This window comes from Streptomyces sp. NPDC043427 (assembly GCF_056436655.1).
In genome coordinates, this window is sequence record NZ_JBWKCC010000021.1 from 127,376 (window position 1) to 142,884 (window position 15,509).

A 15,509-nucleotide genomic window follows, 5' to 3' on the forward strand; every position below is an offset into this window, starting at 1 on the left:
TGATTCACGCCTGGATGATTCACGGCTGCATGAGGACCTTGATCGCGCCGTCCTTCTTCTGCTGGAACATCCGGTAGGCGTCCGGCGCCTCCGAGAGCGGCACCCGGTGGGTGGCGAAGTCGTCGACGCCGAGCGGGTCCTCGTCCGTCAGGTACGGGATGACGTCGTCGCTCCAGCGGCGCACGTTGGCCTGGCCCATGCGCAGCTGGATCTGCTTGTCGAACATGGTGAGCATCGGCAGCGGGTCGGCCATGCCGCCGTACACGCCGGACAGGGAGATCGTGCCGCCGCGGCGCACCAGATCGATGGCGGTGTGGAGGGCCGCGAGCCGGTCGACGCTGAAGCGTTCGGCGAAGGGGCCGCTCAGCTTCCGCGGCAGAATCGCAGACGCCTGCTGGGCGAGCTTGGCGGCCGCGCTGCCGTGCGCCTCGGTGCCGACCGCGTCGATGACGGCGTCGGGGCCACGGCCGTCGGTCTGGTCGCGGATCGCCTCGACCAGCTCCTTCTCGTGGTCGAAGCTCCGGAGGTCGTACGTCTCCACGCCTCGCTCGTGGGCCCGGCGCAGCCGCTCGGGCACCAGGTCGACGCCGAACACCCGCCCGGCGCCACGGACCTGGGCGATCCGGCAGGCCATCTCGCCGATGGGGCCGAGACCGAGGACGGCGATGCTGCCGCCCTCGGGGATGTCGGCGTAGGCGACGGCCTGCCAGGCGGTGGGCAGGACGTCGGAGAGGTAGACGAACCGGTCGTCGGGCGGCCCTTCGGGGACCTTGATCGGCCCGTACTGCGCCTGCGGGACCCGCAGGTACTCGGCCTGGGCGCCCGGCACCGAGCCGTAGAGGCGGGTGTAGCCGAACAGGGCGGCGCCCATGTGCTCGCTGGTCACCTGGGTGGTCTCGCACTGCGTGGGCAGCCCGGTGAGACACATCCAGCAGTTGCCGCAGGCGATCTGGAACGGCACGACCACACGGTCACCCGCCTGGAGGTCGGGCACTCCGGCGCCGACCTCCTCCACGATGCCCATGGGTTCGTGGCCGAGGATGTCGCCCGGCGTCATGAACGGGGTGAGCACCTCGTACAGGTGCAGGTCGGAGCCGCACAGCCCGGTCGAGGTGATGCGGATGACGGCGTCCGTCGGCTCCTCGATCCGCGGATCCGGCACCGTCTCCACCCGCACGTCCCGCTTGCCCTGCCAGGTCACTGCCCTCATCGCGCCGCGCTCCCTCCGTCGCGTCCGGATAATCCGTTCTCATCCGGCCTGTCCGGTTCTGCGGTCCCGCCCGGGTACCCGAACGCCCCACACCGAATCACCGTCCGCCCGGAACCACGGCACGCCCCAGCCGCCCCGTCCGCCGATCAGCCCAGGAGGCGCGCACGCATGAGATCGGTCGGACATGTGCGGCAATGAGCAGATAAGCGCACAATGATTGACACATGTGATGGGTGGCAACGGTGGGCACGAGACGCAGGGCGCGCACGCGACAGGCCGCGACGGCAGCGGCGCTGCTGTCCGCGGCCGTGACGTTCTCGCTGGTCGCGGGCTGCACCGGGAAGTCCGCCTCGCCCGACGACAGCCGGGGCACGAGCCGGAGCCGGACCACCACGCCCACCGCCACGGGCTCGGTGCTCGCCGTGAAGATCGACAACGCGAGCGCGGCCCGGCCGCACACCGGTCTGAACGCCGCGGACGTCGTCTACGCCGAGCAGGTCGAGGGCGGGCTCAGCCGGCTGATGGCGATGTACGCCACCCGGCTGCCGAAAGAGGTCGGGCCGGTGCGCAGCGCCCGCGAGTCCGATCTCGAGCTGCTGCGCCAGTTCGACCGGCCCACGCTGGCGTTCTCCGGCGCGCAGGGCAAGCTGATGCCGCTGATCGACAGGGCGCCGCTGGTGCCGGAGCCGCCGGGCCGGGTGTCCGGCGCCTACTTCCGCGACTCCGCGAGGCCCGCCCCGCACAACCTGTACCTGCGCCCCGACCGACTGCTGCCCACCGCGCCGGGCGCGGCCGCGCTGACCACCGGCTTCCACGTGGGGCCCGCGCCTTCGGGCGGCACGGCGGAGACCTCGTTCACCGTGCGCTACCCGGCGGCCCGCTTCGCCTTCACCTGGTCCGGGAGCGAGAGGGGCTGGCGGGTCGCGATGGACGGGGCCGCCGCCCGGACGACCGACGGCACAGCGTTGGCTCCGCCGACGGTCGTCGTGCAGCACGTGAAGATCCGCGCGTCCGCCTTCCGCGACTTCCTCGGCAACAACACGCCGTACACGGAGACGGTGGGCTCGGGGACGGCGACGGTGCTGCGTGACGGGCGGGCGTACGACGTGGAGTGGAAGCGGCCGAAGGCCGAGGACGGCACGACGTTCACGACGAAGGACGGCCGGCCGATGAACTTCGCCGAGGGCCAGGTGTGGGTGGTGTTCGCGAAGAAGTGACCGCGGACCAGGCGCGCTCAGCGGTCCCAGGCGCTCAACGCGGGGTGACGAGCGGCTCCGCGGGGTTGCGGAGCCCTTCCGCCGCGTCCGACACCCGTCGGATCAGGTCGAAGAACAGGGTCTGCTCCTCGGCGGAGAGCGGGGCGAGGAACAGCTGGTTCATCCGGGCCGTGCGCACGGTCAGCTTGCGATGGGTGCGTACGCCGTCGTCCGTGAGGCGCAGCAGGAACCGGCGGCCGTCCTGCGGGTCGCGCACCTTGTCGAGCAGCCCGCGCCGGCCGAGGCGGCTGATGACCTCGGCGATCGTGGACCGGTCGAGCCCCACCCGCTCGCCCACCGTGCGCTGGTCCAGACCCGGTTCGGCGACGAGCGCGTTGAGGACCGCGAACTGGGGCGAGGTGATCTCCTCCGAGACCATCGTGTTCCACAGCAGGTAGTGCGCCTGCTGCAGTCGCCGGGCCAGGTGCCCGGGGTGGGTGGTCAGATCCACCGCGGCCATGTGCGCTCCCCTGGTGTGCAGTCATCGGAGTATTCGTTGGTGTACTGAACAATACCCGGGGGTGACGGTCTTGACGCCCTTGGTTCCTCAATGGCAGCGTGAGGACAACCTCACTGAAATACTCAGTGCCCTGATTAATTGACGGTCGGGGCGCTCGGAAGAGACGGGGCTTCACGGATGGACAAAGTGGTCGCCACGGCCCTGGAAGCCGTGGCCGACGTGCCCGACGGCGCCTCGCTGGCGGTGGGCGGGTTCGGGCTGAGCGGTGTGCCGAACGTGCTGATCCAGGCCCTGTACGAGCGGGGCGTGGCCGGGGTGTCGGTCGTCTCCAACAACTGCGGGGCGATGGAGTCCGGCCTCGCGGTGCTGCTGGCCGCCGGGCGGATCGCCCGGGTGACCGGCTCCTACATCGGCGCGAACAAGGAGTTCGCCCGCCAGTACCTGGCCGGTGAGCTGGAGGTGGAGCTGATCCCGCAGGGCACGCTCGCCGAGCGGCTGCGGGCCGGCGGCGCCGGGATCCCCGCCTTCTACACCCCGGCCGGGGTGGGCACACAGGTCGCCGAGGGCGGACTGCCGTGGCGCTACGACGGTGAGGGCGGGGTCGCGCTGGCCTCCCCGGCGAAGGAGGTGCGGGAGTTCGACGGCACGGAGTACGTACTGGAGCACGGCATCCGTACCGACTTCGCGCTGGTGCGGGCGGCGAAGGGGGACCGGCACGGCAATCTGGTCTTCAACAAGTCCTCCCGCAACTTCAACCCCCTCGCAGCCATGGCGGGCCGGGTGACGATCGCCGAGGTCGAGGAACTCGTCGAGCCCGGCGAGATCGACCCGGACGCGGTGCACCTGCCGGGGATCTTCGTGCAGCGGGTCGTCGCCCTCACCCCCGAGCAGGCGGCGGACAAGAGGATCGAGCAGCGGACGGTGAGCAGCTGATGGCCTGGACACGCGAGGAGATGGCCGCGCGGGCCGCGCGCGAGCTCGCCGACGGGCAGTACGTCAACCTCGGCATCGGACTGCCGACCCTCATCCCCAACTACCTCCCCGCCGGCGTCGAGGTGATCCTGGAGTCCGAGAACGGCATCCTCGGCACCGGCCCCTACCCCACCGAGGACCAGGTCGACCCGGACCTGATCAACGCCGGGAAGGAGACGGTCACCGTCCTGCCTGGCGCCTCCTTCTTCGACTCCGCGCTCTCCTTCGGCATGATCCGCGGCGGACACATCGACGTCGCCGTCCTGGGTGCCATGCAGGTGTCCGAGAAGGGCGACCTCGCCAACTGGGCCATCCCCGGCAAGCTGGTCACCGGGATCGGCGGCGCGATGGACCTCGTCCACGGCGCCCGCACGGTCATCGTCGTGATGACCCACACCGCAAAGGACGGCTCGCCGAAGATCCTCACCGAGTGCGCGCTGCCGCTCACGGGCAAGGGTTGCGTGAACCGAGTCATCACCGACCTGGGCGTGATCGACGTGACACAAGACGGACTCATGTTGACCGAGGTCGCCCCCGGAGTGAGCGTCGACGAGGTCATCGCCAGGACCGATGCCAAGCTGACCGTCTCGGAGGGCCTGCTGTGAACACGGTCTACATCGTCGACGCCGTCCGCACCCCGATCGGCCGCTACAACGGCGCTCTCGCGAGCGTCCGCCCCGACGACCTGGCCGCCCACGCCATCCGCGAACTCCTCGCCCGCACCCCCGCGCTGGACCCGGCGCGGATCGAAGACGTCTACTTCGGCAACGCCAACGGCGCCGGCGAGGAGAACCGCAACGTCGCCCGCATGGCCGCGCTCCTCGCGGGCCTGCCCACCTGCGTGCCGGGCGTGACCGTCAACCGGCTGTGCGCCTCTGGTCTTGAGGCCGTCATCCAGGCGGCCCGGGCGATCGCGGTCGGCGACGCCTCCATCGCCGTGGCGGGCGGTGTGGAGTCGATGACCCGGGCGCCGTACGTACTGCCGAAGAACGACAAGCCGTTCCCGGCCGCCCACACCGAGCTGTACTCCACCACCCTCGGCTGGCGCATGGTCAACCCGAGGATGGATCCGCAGTGGACGGTTCCCCTGGGCGAGTCCGCGGAACTGATCGCCGACAAGCACAAGATCAGCCGGGAGCAGCAGGACGAGTTCGCCCTGCGCAGCCACCGCAAGGCGGCAAAGGCTCAGGCGGCGGGCCTGTTCGACGCCGAGCTCGCGCCCGTGCCGGTCCCGCAGCGCAAGGGCGAGCCGGTGGTCCTCGGCGCCGACGAGTGCGTACGCCCGGACGCGTCGCTCGAGGCGATGGCCGGGCTGAAGCCGTCCTTCCGTAGGGAGAACGGCACGGTGACGGCCGGGAACGCCTCGCCCCTCAACGACGGCGCCGCCGCGCTGCTCCTCGTCGACGAGGAGGGCCTGAAGGCCACCGGACGCGAACCGCTCGCCCGCGTCAGCGCGACCGGCGTCTCCGCGATCGACCCGCACTACTTCGGGCTCGCTCCCGTCGAGGCCGTCAACCGGGCGCTCGCCAAGGCCGGCAAGGGGTTCGGTGACCTGTCGGTCCTGGAACTGAACGAGGCCTTCGCCGCGCAGGTCCTGGGCTGTGTGGCCGAGTGGCCCGAGTTCGACCCGGCGATCCTCAACCCGCGGGGCGGCGCCATCGCCCTCGGCCATCCGCTCGGCGCCTCCGGTGCCCGCCTCGCCGGCACGGTCGCCCACCAGCTGGCCGCCCGGGGCTCCGGCACCGGCGTCGCCACCCTCTGCATCGGCGTGGGCCAAGGTCTGGCCCTCGTCCTCGAACGCCAGTAAGCGTGAGGAAGCCCCCATGACTCTCACTCAGCACGACATCGACCAGGAGATCGCGGCCGAGCACGCCGCGTACGAGAAGCGGGTCGCCGACGGCGGCCCCGTCGAGCACCACCCGCGCCGCGACTACGCCCCCTACCGCTCGTCCCTGCTGCGCCACCCCCAGCAGCCGCCGGTCGCCATCGACGTGGCACAGGACCCGGAGCTGGTGGAGCTGGCCTCCCCGGCGTTCGGCGAGCGGGACATCACCGAGATCGACAACGACCTGACCAGGCACCACCGGGGCGAGCCGATCGGCGAGCGCATCACCGTCTCCGGGCGGCTCCTGGACCGCTCGGGCCGCCCGATCCGCGGTCAGCTCGTCGAGATCTGGCAGGCCAACTCGGCCGGCCGGTACGCCCACCAGCGCGAGCAGCACGACGCCCCGCTCGACCCCAACTTCACCGGCGTGGGACGCACCCTCACCGACGACGACGGCTTCTACCGCTTCACCACGATCCAGCCGGGCCCCTACCCCTGGCGCAACCACGTCAACGCCTGGCGGCCGGCCCACATCCACTTCTCGCTCTTCGGCACGGCGTTCACGCAGCGGCTCGTGACACAGATGTACTTCCCCCACGACCCGCTCTTCGAGTACGACCCGATCCTGCAGTCCGTCACGGACGACGCCGCCCGGCAGCGCCTGGTCGCCACCTACGACCACAGCCTCTCCGTGCCCGAGTTCTCCCTCGGCTACCACTGGGACATCGTGCTGGACGGCCCGAACGCCACCTGGATCGAGGAAGGACGCTGACCGCCATGACGAAGATCGACACGAGCAGCCCCGAGACCGTGCTGCCCACCCCCTCGCACACGGTGGGACCCTTCTACGGCTACGCCCTGCCGTTCCCCGGCGGCGGGGACATCGCGCCCGTCGGCCACCCGGACACGATCACCGTCCAGGGATATGTGTACGACGGCGAGGGCAAGCCACTGCCGGACGCCTTCGTCGAGCTGTGGGGCCCCGACCCGGACGGCAGTCTGCCGCAGGTGGACGGCTCGATCCGGCGCGACCCCTCGACCGGCGGCTACCTGGGCCGCAACGGTGTGGAGTTCACCGGCTGGGGCCGCATCCAGACCGACGTCAACGGCCACTGGTACGCGCGCACGCTGCGTCCCGGGGCGCGGGGGCAGAGCGCGCCCTACCTCAGCGTATGTGTGTTCGCGCGCGGTCTGCTGGTGCACCTGTTCACCCGGATCTACCTGCCGGGCGACGAGGAGGCGCTGGCAGCCGACCCGCTGCTGGCCCGCCTGGAGCCGAACCGCCGTGACACGCTGATCGCCGCGGACGGAGGCGACGGTACGTACCGTTTCGACATCCGCCTTCAGGGCGAAGGCGAGACGGTCTTCCTGGAGTTCCAGTGACACCTGACGAGTCTGCCGCCGGTCTGCTCGCCCCCGGGTGGACCGACTCCCCCGCCGCGGCCGCCACGAGCGACGGCGCCTTCCTGAAGGCGCTGCTCGACGCGGAGGCCGCGCTCACCCGGGCGCAGGCCGCGCTGGGGCTCGCCCCGGCCGCCGCCGCGACGGCGGTGACGCGGGCGGCCGACGCCGACGGCTTCGACGTACGGTCCCTCGCCGGGCGGGCCCGCGCCGGCGGCAACCCGGTCATCCCGCTGGTCGGCGAGCTGACCCGGGCGGTCGGCGAGGAGTACGGCCCCTACGTCCACCGGGGCGCGACCAGCCAGGACATCATGGACACGGCGACGATGCTGGTCGCGGTGCGCACGCTGCACCTCGTCCTCGCCGACCTCGCCCGCACCGAGCGCGCGCTGGCGAGGCTGGCCGCCGCACACCGCGACACGGCACTGCCGGGACGGACGCTCACCCAGCACGCCGTACCGACGACGTTCGGGCTGAAGGCGGCCGGGTGGCGGTCGCTGGTGCTGGACGCCCGGGACCGCACGACGGCGGTATGGGACCGGCTTCCCGCCCAACTGGGAGGTGCGGCCGGTACATTGGCCGCCTTCACCTCGTACGGCGCCGACGACCCCATCGCACTGCCCGCCGCCTACGCCCGTGAACTCGGTCTCACGGAGCCGCTGTTGCCCTGGCACACCCTGCGCACGCCGATCGCCGACCTCGCCGGCTGCCTGGCCTTCACGGCCGGGGCGCTGGGCAAGATCGCCGCGGATGTGCTCACCCTCTCCCGCACCGAGATCGCCGAGGTCGCGGAGGGCAGCGGCGGCGGCTCGTCCGCCATGCCGCACAAGGTGAACCCCGTACGCTCCAGCCTGATCGCGGCGGCCGCCCGGCGGGCACCGCAGCTCGCGGCGACGCTCCACGCGGCGCTGGTCGCGGAGGACGAGCGGCCGGCCGGGGCCTGGCACGCCGAGTGGGAGCCGCTGCGGGACCTGCTGCGGCTGGTCGGCGGCGCGGCCCGCGACGCCGCCGAACTGACCGAGGGGCTGCGGGTGAACGCGGACGCCATGCGCGAACACCTCGGGCTCACCCACGGGTTGATCGTGTCCGAGCGGCTCTCCGCCGAGCTGGCGGGCGTACTCGGCCGCGCCCGCGCCAAGGAACTGCTCACCGACCTGGCCCGGCGTACCTACACCGAGGGCAGACCACTGGCGGAACTCCTCGCCGAGGAACCCGAGTTTCAGGGTGTCGACCTCGACCTCGACGCGATCACCGACCCCGCCCGCTACACCGGCTCCGCAGGAGCCCTCACCGACCGTGCGTTGGAGCGACCTTGACCGAGCAACTCCTCAACCACCGAACACAAGGCCCCACTTCCGCTCCCCCGCTGCTGCTCGGGCCCTCGCTGGGCACCTCGTACGCCCTGTGGGACAAGGTCGCGCCCGAGCTGTCCGTCACCCACCGGGTCGTACGCTGGGACCTGCCGGGACACGGCGGTTCGGCGCCGGACCTGATCGGTCCCGGTGCCACGGTCGGCGACCTCGCCGAGCGGGTGCTCGCGCTGGCCGACGCGCTCGGTCTGGAACGGTTCGCGTACGCCGGGGTGTCGCTGGGCGGTGCGGTCGGTCTGCATCTCGCGGTGCACCACCCGGAGCGGGTCTCGTCCCTCGCCGTGATCTGCTCCTCGGCCCACTTCAACGGCGCGAAGCCCTGGGAGGAGCGGGCGGCGCTGGTACGGCGCGAGGGGCTGGCCTCGCTCGCGGACAACGCGGACGCCCGCTGGTTCACGCCCGGGTTCACCGTGCCGGAGCTGGTGGAGGACCACCGGCGTGCCGACCCTGAGGCGTACGCCGCCTGCTGCGACGCGCTGGCCGCGTTCGACCTGCGGGACCGGCTCGCGGAGATCTCCGCGCCCACCCTGCTGGTCGCGGGCCGGCAGGATCCGGCGACGCCTCCCGCCCATCTGCGGGAGATCGCGGACGCGGTGCCCGGCGCGACGCTCGTCGAGTTGCCGGGTGCGTCGCATTTGGCGCCCGCGCAGTGCCCCGAGGCTGTCCTGACAGCTGTGCGGGCCCATCTCGGCGGAGGCGCCGGCCGGGGCATGGAGGTACGGCGGCAGGTGCTCGGCGACGCCCACGTGGACCGGGCGCAGGAGCGGCAGACGCCGTTCACGGCGCGTTTCCAGGACTTCATCTCTCGGTATGCCTGGGGCGAGATCTGGACCGACCCGACGCTCAGCCGCCGCGAGCGCAGCATGATCACACTGACGGCACTGGTCGCGCACGGCCACTACGACGAGCTGGCCATGCATGTCCGGGCGGCGCGGCGCAACGGACTCACGCCCGAGGAGATCGGCGCCGTCCTGCTCCAGACGGCCGTGTACTGCGGGGTCCCGGCGGCGAACTCGGCGTTCGCGACGGCGCAGCGGGTCCTCGCGGAGGAGGACGGTTCCTGACGTCCGGTTCAGGGTGTCCCTGCTGGTCGTAGGCTCGGCAGCAGCTCGCTCAGGGCGGTGCCACGTGCCTACGGTGGAGGCATGTCCACCATTCTGATCACCGGCGCCACCTCCGGTCTCGGCCGGTACGTCGCCTTCGAGCTGGTCCGCGCCGGGCACGTCGTCCTCGCGCACGGCCGCGACCCGGAGCGCACGGGGCGGCTGGCCGAGGAGCTGCGTGCCGAGGGCGCCGCCGAGGGGCTCGTCGCCGACCTGGCCTCACTGGCACAGGTACGGGAGCTGGGCGCCCGGGTCGCCGAGGCGCACCCGGAGCTCGATGTGCTGGTCAACAACGCGGCCATGGGAGGGGGAGCGCCGGGCTCGGGGCGTGAGGTCAGCGCCGACGGGCACGAGCTGCGGCTGGCGGTGAACTACCTGGCGCCGGTCGTGCTGACCCGTGCGCTGCTGCCGGTGCTGCGTGCGAACGCGCCCGCGCGGATCGTCAACGTCGGGTCGGCCGGCCAGGAGCCCCTCACCTTCGACGACCCCGAGCTGACCCGGGGCTACAGCGGGCTCTCGGCGTACTGCCGCAGCAAGTTCGCACTCGCCGCCCATACGTTCGCCCTCGCGGAGCAGCTGGCGGGCACCGGAGTCTCGGTGAACGTGCTGCACCCGGCGACCCAGATGGACACGGCGATGGTCCGCGAGAGCGGCTTCCCCCCGCGGAACTCGGTCGCCGACGGCGCGCCGGGCGTCCTCGCGCTCGCCATGACGGAGTCCGGCACGGGCGGCTACTTCGACGGGACGCATCCGGCGCGGGCGCACGAGGAGACGTACGACCCCGCGGTACGCAAGCGGCTGGCGGCGGTGACGGAGCAGTTGCTCGCGATGTGAGGTGCCGCGCGCCGGGGCGCACCCGCATCGCGTGCCTGATCGTCCCGGTCGGCAGCGGAAGGGCGAGGCGGGCTGCACAGCCGGCAACGGCGTCGGCCCCTCGCGCAGAGGTGATCCGGCACAGGCTGGACAGGTCGGTGCCGGGGCAGGCCCGGGTGATCCACCAGTCCGTGGAGCCCCCGCCCGGGTTCGGCTACCGCGCGCCCCGTCCTGTCTCCAGCACCGCCCGCGCGTGGGCCACCAGCCCGTCCGCGCCGCAGGAACGGGCCAGGGTCAGGCCCCGCTGGATCTCCGGGACCGAGCGGGAGAGGATGCCGTACTCGACGCGGGCGGCGGCGTGTTCGTACTGGGAGGGGGAGGCCTCCAGGTAGGCGACGGCCTGGGCTGCCAGGCGGACGGCGCGTTGGCCGGTTTCCAGGGTGGCGGCGCAGCGCAGGGCCTCGCCGATGGCGGTGTCGGTGCCGAAGCGTTCGGCCTGGCGGCGGACATCGGCGGCGAGGCGGGCGGCGCGCTCGGGGTCCTCGACGGCCAGGGCGCGGGCGAGGTCGACCGCCCAGGGGACCAGGACGGGGTTGTGGTGGCCCCGGGCGGCGGCCGCCTTCTCCGCGGCCTCCAGTTCGTTGACGCCGTCCTGGGTGCGGCCGACGGCGAGCAGCAGCCGGCCGCGCACCGAACGGGGGTCGGGCAGCACGATCGTGGACGGGTAGGGCGGCACGAAGCCGTACTGTTCGGCGACCCGCCAGGCCTCCTCGACGTGGCCGCGGGCGAGCAGTGTGTCGACCAGGTTGCAGGTCGCCGTCCAGTACAGGGGAAGCCCGCGGCCGATGCTCTCGGCGAGGCGCAGCGACTCGCGCAGGGAGGTCTCGGCCTCCCTGAGGCGGCCCCGCCGACGGTGCCCGAGGCCGACGTAGGCGTGGGCGAGGGCGATGTGGCCGCCGCTCCAGCCGGCGGACTCGTAGGTGCGCAGGGCCTCCGTGTAGAGGGCCTCGGCGCGGTCGAGGCGGTCGGTGTAGGCGTAGGAGTTGGCGAGCATCAGCAGCAGCTCGATGCCCCACTCGGTGTCGGTCCAGCCGAGGCCGGGTGCGAGGCGGCCGTTGACGAGGGCGCGGTCGCAGAACTCGACGACCTCCTCCGCGTTCTCGCCGTGGGTCATGGCGTCGAAGGCGCGCAGGATGAGCAGAGCGCGCTCGGAGTTGTCGCGGCCGGTGCAGCTGCGGGCGAGCTCGGCGAGACGTGCGGAGCGGCCCGGTGAGGCGGCCTCGCCGGCGTGTATGCCCTCCCACATGTACTGCACGGCCTGCAGCCGCAGCCGGGCGGGGCCCTCCGCGTGCCGGGCGGCCTCTGCCTCGACCGTGCGGACGGCCTCCTCCAGCTGGTCGTTGTGCAGGAGCGCCTGGGAGAGGCGGAAGACGGCGTCGACGCGTTCGGGACCGTCGAGGCCCGGCATGGCGAGCGCGGTCTGGAGGTGGCCGATGGTCCTGGACGGCGCGGTGAGCAGGGTGGCGCAGCCCAGTTCGTACAGCACCTGCGCGTGGACGTCGGGCATGGGCGGTTCCAGCAGGGCGCGTTCCAGACAGCGGCGTGCCGCGTCGGGGGCGCCGACGGCGAGGTGTTCGCGGGCGGCATCGCGCAGCTGCTCGACGAGCTCGTCGTCGTCGTCCGGGTGGACCTGGAGGAGGTGGCGGGAGGCGGCCGCGGCACCGCGCCCGGAGTCGGTGACGACCTGGGCGGCTATGCCGTGCATGGCGGTGCGCAGGGCGTCCGGGATGGAGTTGTAGACGGCGGTCGCGATCAGCGGGTGGACGAACTCCAGGTCGCCGTCCTCGGTCCGGCCGACCGCGGGGTCGGGTGCGGTGAGGATACGGGCCTGGCGCAGCAGTTCGGCACAGCGGGCGGCATCGCCGGGGCTCATCCCGGCGAGCTGGGCGACCAGGTCGACGGAGATCTCCGCGCCGAGGATGGCGGCCGCCCAGGCGAACCGGGTGGCGTCGATGCCGAGTTCCTCCAGGCGGGCGACGAGGCCGCCGCCGCGGGCCGACTTGTTCAGGGGCCGCAGTTCGGCGGCGGAGGACTCGGCCGGCTCCAGCTCGCTGTCGCGCACCTTGGCGAGGAGTTCTACGGTCTCGTACGGGTTGCCGCCGGTGACGGCCCAGACCTCGCGGCAGAACGGGGCGTCGGCGTGCTCGCCCAGGGCGGTGCGGGTGAGGCCGGCGACGGCGTCCGGGGTGAGGGCGCTGAGGGTGGCCACGGGACCGCCCGCGAGGGCGGCGACCGCGTCCAGGTGGCGGGCGCTGTCGCCGCTGACCTCACCGGGCCTGCGGGCGACGACGACCAGGACGGACAGGTCGTCGAGGCGTTCGGCGAAGGCGGCGAGCCAGCGCAGGCTCTCCTGGTCGGCCCAGTGCGCGTCGTCGATCAGCAGGACGAGCGGCCAGTAACGCTTGGCCAGGCGGCGCACCGCGGCGACGAGGCCGTCGCACACGCCCTGCGGGTCGGCCCGGCGTTCGCCCGGTTCCGTGAGGCCGAGGGCGGGTCCCGCGATGTCGAACCAGTCGCCGAGGTACTCGCGGGCCTCCTCCGGCATCAGCGAGACGAGGGCGGGCTGCAGCAACTGGCGTACGACGTTGAAAGGGACGGACTTGAGGGTCTCGCCGCCGCGGGTGGACCACACCGTGCAGCCGCGTGCCTCGGCGATGCGGCGGATCTCGGCCAACAGGGCGGTCTTGCCGAGTCCCGCCTCACCCCGGAACACCAGCAGCCTGCCCCCGGACGACCGGTCGGCGCAGAGCGTGTCGACCGCCCGCTCGACGGCCGCCACTTCCTCGTCGCGCTCCCACAGGGAAGCCGAAGCGGCCGCACCGGGCCGTACCTCCGTCATCCCGCTACCTCCCCAAGTCGCCCGAACGACGTACGACCTTGAGCGTAGCCCTCCGACGTCACAACCGGAGGCCGGTCCGACCACCTGTTGCCGCGAGGGGTGAAAGCGAGCGCGGGCCGAGGAGGGGGCGGGCCTGCGCGGAGACGGAATACGTCAACTTGAGGAAGGAGTACCCGAATTGACGTGGACCTTCTTCCGGAGTCCGAGATCAGCACCTTCAGGGGCGCGGGGAACTGCGCGAGCAACCCTCCACGACCCGCAGCCCGCCGCCGGCCGGGATCAGTCACCCCGAACCCGGCACGGCCCAGCCGCCGGCAGGCCCTCTCATCCCCCTTTCACAGACACCTCATACCGTGGAGGTATGACGCAGGTGACTCCTCCCGGGTGGTACCCCGACCCCGGACAGACAAATGACGGTCCCGCCACCGAGCGCTGGTGGGACGGCAGTGCGTGGACGGACCAGACCCGCGCCGCGGGCTCGCCCGCCGCATGGGGTCCCCCGGTGCAGCCGCCGACCGTCGGGGCGTATCAGGCATATCCGGCCTACCCCGGCGCACCCCCGGCCCCCGGCCCCCGCCGCGCCGTCCGCAACGGCATAGCCGTGGCCGCGGCCGCCGTGGTCCTCGCCTGCATCGGCGTGGGCGTGTACGCCCTGTCCGACAACGGCGACTCGGGCGGCACCACGGCCAACTCCCAGCAGGGCCCGGGCGGACAGGGCGGCCCCGGCGGCCCGGGCAGCGGCGGCCAGGGCGGCCCCGGTGGGAACTCCGGCGGCAACTCCGGTGGCGGCTCGGGCGGACAGGACGGCCCGGGGGGGCAGAGCCCCTCGCCGGGCCAGTCCGAGGCTCCGAAGATCGAGAGCGGCTCGGTGTCCGACCGGATCAGCGGGATCAGCATCCCCATCCCGGACGGCTGGTACGGCCAGCAGCTCAGGGCGGGTGCGGGGGTCACGTCGAACGACTCGTACGACTGCCCCGGCGACACCTCCAAGTCCTGCACGAAGGGCGGCGCGTACTCCGCGCCCGCCGAGCTGCTGGGGCTTGACGGCACGCCGGAGGAGGTAGCCAGGGCGGACATCGCGAAGAACGCCGAGGACTCGTACGGGGGCACCACCTACGGAAAGATCACCTCGCACGACGTGCTCGCCGCCAAGGCGGTGACCGTCGCCGGACAGAAGGGCTACCTGGTCCGCTGGAAGGCGGTCACGAGCAAGGGCGCCGACGGCATCGTCGAATCGCTCGCCTTCCCCTCGCCCGCCAACTCCAAGCGGCTGGTGGTGGTCCGCTTCGGCGTGGACGCCGACCAGAAGGAGTCCGTGATCGACGAGATAACGAAGGGCATCAAGGTGTCGAAGGGCGGCGGCGACGGCCAGAACGTCTGAGCCGCCCTGACGCAACGCCTGAGCCACCTTGACACACGGAACCGGCCGGGCGGGGCGCCCCTCCGCTCAAGAGGAGCCCCGCCCGGCCGGGTGTGCGCGCCGCCCCCGTCCCCACGGTGCGGCGCGATCAGGTCGCCGTCCGGTCATCCCACGGGCGGCGGCCTGGGTCTCAGGTGAGGCCGAGTGCCGGGAGCACGACGACTTCCACGAACCGGACGAGGTAGTCCGGGTCGGCGTGCTCGCCGTCCAGAATCGGCCGGGCCCGCACCAGGCCCAGCAGCTGGGTCGGGATGTACTCCAGCGCCGGATGCTCGGCGGGGATCTCGCCACGCTCGACCCCGCGCCGCAGGATCTCCCGCAGCGCGGCGATCTCCGGGTCGACGAGCGCCTCGCGCAGCGCCCGTGCGAGCTCCTCGTCCTGGGTGACGGCGTGACCGAGCGCCTGGAGCAGCCTGGTGTCGCTGCTCGACCAGCGGCCCGCGGCCCGTGCGGCCTCCCGCAGGTCCTCCGCGAGGGACCCGGTGTCGATTCCGGCGAGCGGGGAGCGCCGACGGGAGCGCAGGGCGGCCACCACGAACTGCGGCTTGGTCTTCCACTGCCGGTACAGGGTGGACTTGCTGCACTTCGTGCTGGCGGCGACGCCCTCCATGGTGAGGGCTTCGTACCCGCACTCGCGGAGCTGGTCGAGGAGGGCGTCGAAGAACTCCTGCTCGCGCTCCGGCGTGAGTTTGGAGCGGCGCGAGGCGGCGACCGTCCCCGGGTCGTCCGCGGCCTGCGACGTCATCGGCTGTCTCCTCGTTCGAGTGGTGCTCAAGGCTT

Annotated in this window: 14 protein-coding genes; 10 read left to right on the forward strand and 4 right to left on the reverse strand. The window is 72.7% G+C overall.

From position 1 onward, the window contains the following. Positions 1–19: 19 nt before the first annotated feature. Entirely contained in the window at positions 20–1,210 is a 1,191-nt protein-coding gene (locus AC067M_RS29320; protein WP_478700042.1) for a zinc-dependent alcohol dehydrogenase, read from the reverse strand. Positions 1,211–1,443: 233 nt separating this feature from the next. On the opposite strand from AC067M_RS29320, the gene AC067M_RS29325 reads away from it, so the two are divergent. Continuing rightward, positions 1,444–2,427, forward strand: a complete 984-nt coding sequence (locus AC067M_RS29325) for a DUF3048 domain-containing protein (RefSeq protein ID WP_478700043.1) — start codon at positions 1,444–1,446, stop codon at positions 2,425–2,427. A gap of 34 nt (positions 2,428–2,461) precedes the next feature. On the opposite strand, the gene AC067M_RS29330 is transcribed toward AC067M_RS29325, so the two are convergent. Then, positions 2,462–2,926, reverse strand: coding sequence for a MarR family winged helix-turn-helix transcriptional regulator (locus tag AC067M_RS29330; protein ID WP_478700044.1), 465 nt, complete (start codon positions 2,924–2,926; stop codon positions 2,462–2,464). A 177-nt stretch (positions 2,927–3,103) separates the two neighbouring features. On the opposite strand from AC067M_RS29330, the gene AC067M_RS29335 reads away from it, so the two are divergent. The 8 genes from AC067M_RS29335 to AC067M_RS29370 all read left to right on the forward strand — a co-directional run bounded on the left by AC067M_RS29335 (position 3,104) and on the right by AC067M_RS29370 (position 10,431). Continuing rightward, a complete protein-coding gene (locus AC067M_RS29335) occupies positions 3,104–3,859 on the forward strand; it encodes a CoA transferase subunit A (RefSeq protein WP_478700045.1) in 756 nt (251 codons plus the stop codon). Next, positions 3,859–4,503: a CoA transferase subunit B gene (locus tag AC067M_RS29340; RefSeq protein WP_478700046.1), complete on the forward strand. Its 645-nt coding sequence runs from the start codon at positions 3,859–3,861 to the stop codon at positions 4,501–4,503. The genes AC067M_RS29335 and AC067M_RS29340 overlap by 1 nt, the downstream gene beginning before the upstream one ends. Next, a complete protein-coding gene (locus tag AC067M_RS29345; protein ID WP_478700047.1) occupies positions 4,500–5,705 on the forward strand; it encodes a thiolase family protein in 1,206 nt (401 codons plus the stop codon). The genes AC067M_RS29340 and AC067M_RS29345 overlap by 4 nt, the downstream gene beginning before the upstream one ends. A gap of 16 nt (positions 5,706–5,721) precedes the next feature. Then, positions 5,722–6,495, forward strand: a complete 774-nt coding sequence (gene pcaH, locus AC067M_RS29350; protein WP_478700048.1) for a protocatechuate 3,4-dioxygenase subunit beta — start codon at positions 5,722–5,724, stop codon at positions 6,493–6,495. A 5-nt stretch (positions 6,496–6,500) separates the two neighbouring features. Continuing rightward, positions 6,501–7,106, forward strand: coding sequence for a protocatechuate 3,4-dioxygenase subunit alpha (gene pcaG, locus AC067M_RS29355; RefSeq protein WP_478700049.1), 606 nt, complete (start codon positions 6,501–6,503; stop codon positions 7,104–7,106). Beyond that, a complete protein-coding gene (gene pcaB / locus AC067M_RS29360) occupies positions 7,103–8,440 on the forward strand; it encodes a 3-carboxy-cis,cis-muconate cycloisomerase (protein ID WP_478700050.1) in 1,338 nt (445 codons plus the stop codon). The genes pcaG and pcaB overlap by 4 nt, the downstream gene beginning before the upstream one ends. Then, a complete protein-coding gene (pcaDC, locus tag AC067M_RS29365) occupies positions 8,437–9,558 on the forward strand; it encodes a bifunctional 3-oxoadipate enol-lactonase/4-carboxymuconolactone decarboxylase PcaDC (RefSeq protein ID WP_478700051.1) in 1,122 nt (373 codons plus the stop codon). Before pcaB ends, pcaDC begins: the two co-directional genes overlap by 4 nt. An 81-nt stretch (positions 9,559–9,639) precedes the next feature. Next, positions 9,640–10,431: an SDR family NAD(P)-dependent oxidoreductase gene (locus AC067M_RS29370; RefSeq protein WP_478700052.1), complete on the forward strand. Its 792-nt coding sequence runs from the start codon at positions 9,640–9,642 to the stop codon at positions 10,429–10,431. Between the two features lie 193 nt (positions 10,432–10,624). Here the strand turns inward: AC067M_RS29370 and AC067M_RS29375 are convergent, their stop codons facing one another. Continuing rightward, complete coding sequence (locus AC067M_RS29375) at positions 10,625–13,309, reverse strand: ATP-binding protein (protein WP_478700053.1); 2,685 nt, start codon at positions 13,307–13,309, stop codon at positions 10,625–10,627. Between the two features lie 361 nt (positions 13,310–13,670). On the opposite strand from AC067M_RS29375, the gene AC067M_RS29380 reads away from it, so the two are divergent. After that, positions 13,671–14,690: a DUF2510 domain-containing protein gene (locus AC067M_RS29380; RefSeq protein ID WP_478700054.1), complete on the forward strand. Its 1,020-nt coding sequence runs from the start codon at positions 13,671–13,673 to the stop codon at positions 14,688–14,690. Between the two features lie 169 nt (positions 14,691–14,859). Here the strand turns inward: AC067M_RS29380 and AC067M_RS29385 are convergent, their stop codons facing one another. After that, positions 14,860–15,474: a TetR/AcrR family transcriptional regulator gene (locus tag AC067M_RS29385; protein WP_478700055.1), complete on the reverse strand. Its 615-nt coding sequence runs from the start codon at positions 15,472–15,474 to the stop codon at positions 14,860–14,862. Positions 15,475–15,509 lie beyond the last annotated feature (35 nt).